The following is a 5680-nucleotide window of genomic DNA, read 5'->3' as shown; positions in this document are numbered from 1 at the left end:
CTTCAAAGACCTAACGATGTACAAACAAATGCTTTACGCATTCACTACCCGTTGGCAGTTTTTATTCTATATTAACATTATCTATTATAATAAATAACACCTCAAAAAACAATAGAAAATTCTAATTTATCACTCTTTTTTACTTTCCAAACAAGCTATATGCCAGCATAAGAAACACTAAAATATTGCAGACCATACCGCCCCAAAACAGGTACAACTTCAAGCCCTCATATCTGAAAAAGCTGTTCTTACTTTCCTCCAGCTCCCGGATCTTCTGCTTCATCACGCTCGTAAGTGTATCAGACTGCTTCTCAAGAAGCTTTGTAGCCCTCTGTATAGCCTCTATATTCGCCTGTAACGCCTTTCTAACCTCTTGGACGGTGTTTTCCTTAACCTCATCTTTCAAGCTCCCAACCTCGTCCGATATAGCGTCTTGAAGCAACTCGTTGCTGTTCTTCAGCAGCTCTACGCTCTGCTTCAGCTCGCTGATGAGCTTCCTGTTCTGCTCTGCGTCTCTCTGCCTGTTCTGCTCTGCCCTTACTTGTTCTTGATTTGACTGCTTCATCAATTCCTCGCAGTTCTCGCTCGACATCGCCAACGCTTCTTTGAGCAGACTGTTTTCCAGCTCTGTCCGGCTCTGTCGGTTTAACTCTTGAAGCTGCTCTCTTGGACTGCTCTGCTTCTGCTGTTCGTGCATTTCTCTCAAACTCATGCTCCATGCTCTCCTTTCCGAAATCCATATTGTAGTATTTTTCCAGCTTGTTATCTCTGATTTTACAAGCCTTTTCTCCTGCCTGTTCCCTGGCTAAGTCGGTATATGTGATGTACTTATGGCTGTCCTGCCAGTCCACTCCGTACCCTCTTTCATTCATCAGCCGGATAAATGTTTCCCGGCTGGTCGCTGTTTCCTTACAATCCAGCACCGCAAGGGCAATATCCTGCACATAGCTTTTGACCTTTCCCTGCTCTGCCTGTTTCAAAAGCTGGTAGGTGTCTTTGCTCCATGCCACCGTTTCTTCCCGTACTTCTCCAGCAAATGTCTTTCCTTTCTCCGGCACATGCAAGCCCTGTTCCCGGCTCTGCTCGTTGCACCGTTCCTTTAAGTCTTTAAGGTCGTGCTTACTCCATTGGAGCTTATGACCGTTCTCATAATTTACGGAATTAACAATAAAGTGCGTGTGTATATGCCCCTTGTCTATATGCGTGGCTATCAGAACTTCATGCCCTTTCCATGCCTTTGTATGCTCTGCCAGCTCGACAGCGTTCTTGTGAGCCTGCTCCGGGGTTATTTCCTCGTCCTCATGGTAGGATTGCACATAATGCTTATAGGTTCTTCCGTCCGTCTTGCCCCACAGCTCCTTTGTGGCTTGCATTTCTTCCTTGACCGTCTCCGGCTCACAATGCAGACCGCTGACAAGCTTCTCCTCTGTCTTTTCTTTTTTCGTCACATAATCTATTGCGTGCCCTATGCCCGCCTTTGAAGATACCGCCTTAATGACTGCCATACTTTGTTCAGCTCCTCTCCATGCTTCCGCACTTCCGCTTCACTCGGCAACATTCCCCCCTCATTACACCGCTTTGCTATTTGGTTGAGGTTGTTCCCTATCCGTTTCAGTTCCGGGATAAGTTCTTTGATACCGTCCGTATTCACGATCTGCTTCTCCAGCACACAGGAAAGGATATACTCCTGCTGGTTCTTTCCACTCTCTAAAATCTTCTCCTGCAACTGCCGGTATTCTTCTTCACTTACTCGGAATGATAACTGCTTTGGTCTTGTCTTGTTCATACCCTTACCACTCCATATCCATGACATCAAGCAAGTCAAAGAAACGCTCCAGCGTCTTATTTTCCTTTTCTGCCGGGTTCTGTTTTACATATTTATCAATTACTTTCATCAGCTCCTGCACCTCGTATCTGTACTCAAACTGAATTTTATCCATTTCTTTTTTCATGCCTTTGACCTCTCTTTCTTCGGTGCTACCACCGTCACACTATGAGCCTTTCGGCTCTCTGAAAAGGGGGATTGAAGGGGGGCTTGCCACCCTCACAAGTTCTAAAGTGGTAACACTTTAGGGAACTTGCAATATATCCGCTACACATATTATAGCATGATATAAACTCTATATCAAGCGGATATATTCGTGCGTATATTCTGCCAAGAATATAGTGGAGCTTACTTCCTCTTGGGCGACTTTGGAAGTGTAGGAGGAAGACAGTCAAGGGCTTGTTTTTTATCTGCAGTATGAGCTTCGGCTTGCCGATCAGCGAGTACAGCAGATAAAAAATGGTCGCAGACCACCCTTTACTTTCTTCCGCCGGAACGGACAATGAAGCACAGGGGGGGAAGTAAAGGAACGGACGGACAGCCGTTTTCCCCTCCGGCATTATAGCCAACAAAAAAGAGTATCAAGGGTAAACGCTGCGGTCTATGACCGCCCTTGACACTCTTTTCCTTATGGCTTTGATAATAAACAAGGGGAAATGGCTTCTTGTGGCATTTCTGCCACTATGGTATAATGGGCGACGCTACCACCCCTATACAGGTACAGAAAGGGGGTGTGCCACCATGAGTATATTTTCGTCTTTCTTACTCTCTGTCTTGGCAAGTGTAGTCGCCTACTACATCTGCAAATGGCTGGACGGAGATAAATAGGCGGTAGCCAGCCTAAGGCATAAGCCACCTTGCCACAACGGAATAGAAAAGCCCCGGAGGTCGCAACTCCGGGGCTTTTTGCGTGCCACAATGAGCACTTTCGTCTTTCTTGCCTATTGGCATTATAGCATATGCCTTTCGGCATTTCAAGTATGCCCTACTTCCACCACTTATAAACCGTATGCTTTGCAAGTCCTGTCTCTCGAATGCAGTCCGCTTTCTTTCCTGCCGGGTGGCTCTCCTGCCATTCTCTGACTGTCCGCTCTGCTGTTGGTCTGCCCTCTTTTACTACTTCGCCTATAACTTTCATATCCTCTTTTTTTCGCCTTGCAAGATATAAATGAGCCTCTTGTTTTCTGTAATTTCGCTTATTTGCTGGTATCGTAACCTTTGTGTTGTCCTCTATCCATTCCCGGCTTGCTATCGTTGACAACCTTTTTCTGTCCCCTTTCAATGCCCGGAGAGCGTCTTTCACATCTGCCCGGCTGAAATGGTTGTCCTCGTCCTCGGTAAGGCTCTCTAAATGGTCCAAGAACGCATAGGCGTCTCTCCGTATCTTCTGCTCGGATATGCCACACTTCAAGCCATAAGAGCACAACGCCATAATAGGAAAGTAACGCCCTCCGGCTTTCACTTCCTCGGTTATTTTCCGTTTCCACCACTCATATAAAGCTTCGTTACATACCCACGTACCGCCCTGCTTCTTACTTTTCTGCTTCGGCTCTCCCTGCACGATCCGCTTCTCATACCATTCCGGGTACAGCTCCTTTGCTTCTTCCAGCGTAACGGTACTTTTTCTTCTCGGCTTCTCGTACAACGGAGCAAGGTCTACCTTACAGCTCGGTATGCTGGCTTTTATGTCCTCCAGCGTGTAACGGTTCTCTGACAGCTTATAGGCTTTTACTGGGAAATCTGCACCCAGCTTCGACTGACTCCCCACACACCGGAAACCTTGATAAATTCCGGTTATATCCGGGCTGTCCGGACGGATAGAGCTGGTATCATTCCATAGCCGCCGGATAAAGGCTTCTTTCAGCTCCGCAAGCACTTCTTCCCGGTTTCGATACAACTGAACCGGCTCCTGCAAGAAATAGTAAAGATGTACCCCCTTGCCGGAGCTGACAAGATAAGTCGGACGAAGCTGCACACCATTCCCAAACTGCTTCAACAGGTTCTTTAACTGCTGTTTGCCTACATAATCCACATCCACCACCACCGCAAACAGCTCATGAGCGTTCTCTTTCGTGTGTGACTTCCCGTAAAAACTAATAGGCGGTATCAGCCCAAACCTATCTCCTATGACCTTATCCAGCATTTTCAGACTATCATCAATTACCCACTGCCGGGTTCTTCCTTTGCCGGACGGTCTAATCTGTGTCGCTATAATATTACCTTTTCCGTCCCCCGGCTCTTGCTGCAGACTACCAGTCGGAAACAACTCTCGATAGAAATCATGAGGACTTACTTCCGGGTATCCCCTCTCCAGCATAAGAGCTTCTTTCTCCCGATAAGCAGACTTCCACTCATACCCTCTTTTATCTCTCCTTTTGGTGTATTTTGCCATAGTCTTTTACACCTCACTCCCTCTCGCCTTGACCGCTAATCTTATCACTACAGTATTTTACCTTTTTCTTCGTACCGACAAACTGGAATTTACATTATGCTCACAACATTAGTTATTTCTTGCTGTCTGGTTTTCATTTTTCTCCAACTTACAAATCCGTATATATCATTAGCAAAGAACGCAATAAAACATACTACCACCGAAACATATCTAATATCATACAGACTTGCCAATATCCATAATATAATCAAAACAATATCATTGGCAGCGTATGCCAATGCAAAATACGGACTTCTCCTAAAGGTAAGGTATACTGCAAGAAAACTTGTTGTTACCGATATAGTGCTCGGGATGATGTTAGCTGTATTAAAACACTTCAAAATCAAATAGAATAGAAATGTAACAACAAATGTCACAATCCACATACAGACATTTTCTCTTTTTCCAATGCTATTAACTTTAACCTCCGCTTTGTTTCCGTTATACGGATTCTTCAGCCATGATATTAAGGCAAAAATTGCCATCGGCATTGTCATTCCAAGATATGTAATCATCTCCCCATAATACGAAAAGGTATATGAAATAATCCCATACAGCAAACTGAATACAACCATAAGTAATTGTCCAAACGGATTTCCCTTTGCGTTAAATATCAAAGATGTTACTCCTATTAGCGATGCACACAAAGTCATATAATTTATTCTGTCAAAAACACAGAATGAAATTATAATAACCATTACAGAAGAACTCCACAAAACAATTTCACTTTTTGAAAAATAGTCCTTAAACTCTTTCATAATAACCTCCAAAAAAATAAGCATCCGAATATACATCTTCAAAGACCTAACGATGTACAGTCGAATGCTTTACGCATCTACTACCCGGTGGCAGTGCTTATTCTTTATCAACTTTTTTCATTTTAACCAGGTCAATTGCTTCTTTACCAGTCAGGTGTTCAATTGTCATTTCAATGATTGCCATGTTTCTGATAGAAGAATCAATTTCTTTAGGAATTCCATCTTTGTAATCTGCTGAATATTTCATAAAAAGCAAGGTTGCAATACGACGCATTTCATTCATATCTTCTACAAGATGTACTTTACCGAACGCAATGACGCTTCTGAAATATGTAGTATATTTCTCCGGCACAATATGATCTTGATCAATTACGCAAAAAGATGCTTTTTCATGTTTAATAATTGCATCAATTTTGTGTCCGCTTTTAGCAGAATGGAAATACAGTTTTCCATCTATATAAACATAGCTTATAGGAACGGCGTATGGATAATCATTATCTCCGATTAACGCTAAAGTTCCGCTTGTATTTCTGTTCAAAATTTCTATAGCGGTTTCTTGTGGCAATAACTGCTTAAATCTTCTCATTTCTCTAAACATGGTTCTTCTCCTTTTAATGTTATAAAAGAAAAAGCATTTGAATGCACATCTTCAAAGACCTAACGATG

Annotated in this window: 7 protein-coding genes; all 7 read right to left on the bottom strand. The window is 43.5% G+C overall.

The window, feature by feature from the left end; translation table 11 throughout:
• Nucleotides 1–139 precede the first annotated feature (139 nt).
• A complete protein-coding gene (locus PGQ38_RS18960) occupies nt 140–406 on the bottom strand; it encodes a prefoldin domain-containing protein (RefSeq protein WP_071143404.1) in 267 nt (88 codons plus the stop codon).
• On the bottom strand, nt 396–1505 hold the full coding sequence (locus tag PGQ38_RS18955) for a relaxase/mobilization nuclease domain-containing protein (RefSeq protein WP_021638905.1): 1110 nt from the start codon (nt 1503–1505) through the stop codon (nt 396–398). The genes PGQ38_RS18960 and PGQ38_RS18955 overlap by 11 nt, the downstream gene beginning before the upstream one ends.
• On the bottom strand, nt 1466–1786 hold the full coding sequence (locus tag PGQ38_RS18950) for a MobC family plasmid mobilization relaxosome protein (RefSeq protein WP_021638906.1): 321 nt from the start codon (nt 1784–1786) through the stop codon (nt 1466–1468). Before PGQ38_RS18950 ends, PGQ38_RS18955 begins: the two co-directional genes overlap by 40 nt.
• A 4-nt stretch (nt 1787–1790) precedes the next feature.
• On the bottom strand, nt 1791–1952 hold the full coding sequence (locus PGQ38_RS18945; RefSeq protein ID WP_004614779.1) for a hypothetical protein: 162 nt from the start codon (nt 1950–1952) through the stop codon (nt 1791–1793).
• Between the two features lie 858 nt (nt 1953–2810).
• Nucleotides 2811–4217 (bottom strand): repa, encoded by a 1407-nt coding sequence (locus PGQ38_RS18940; RefSeq protein ID WP_270433110.1) that lies wholly within the window; start codon nt 4215–4217, stop codon nt 2811–2813.
• 89 nt (nt 4218–4306) lie between these two features.
• The gene (pnuC, locus tag PGQ38_RS18935; protein WP_199484358.1) at nt 4307–5014 is read right to left on the bottom strand and encodes a nicotinamide riboside transporter PnuC; all 708 of its coding nucleotides are present in this window, start codon (nt 5012–5014) and stop codon (nt 4307–4309) included.
• Nucleotides 5015–5111: 97 nt separating this feature from the next.
• Nucleotides 5112–5612, bottom strand: a complete 501-nt coding sequence (locus PGQ38_RS18930) for a pyridoxamine 5'-phosphate oxidase family protein (protein ID WP_071143405.1) — start codon at nt 5610–5612, stop codon at nt 5112–5114.
• Nucleotides 5613–5680 lie beyond the last annotated feature (68 nt).

Source organism: Blautia faecis (assembly GCF_027662325.1).
Classification (GTDB): domain Bacteria; phylum Bacillota; class Clostridia; order Lachnospirales; family Lachnospiraceae; genus Blautia_A; species Blautia_A faecis.
Note: the sequence above shows the minus strand (reverse complement) of the source record. Positions and strands in the feature narration are given on the sequence as shown.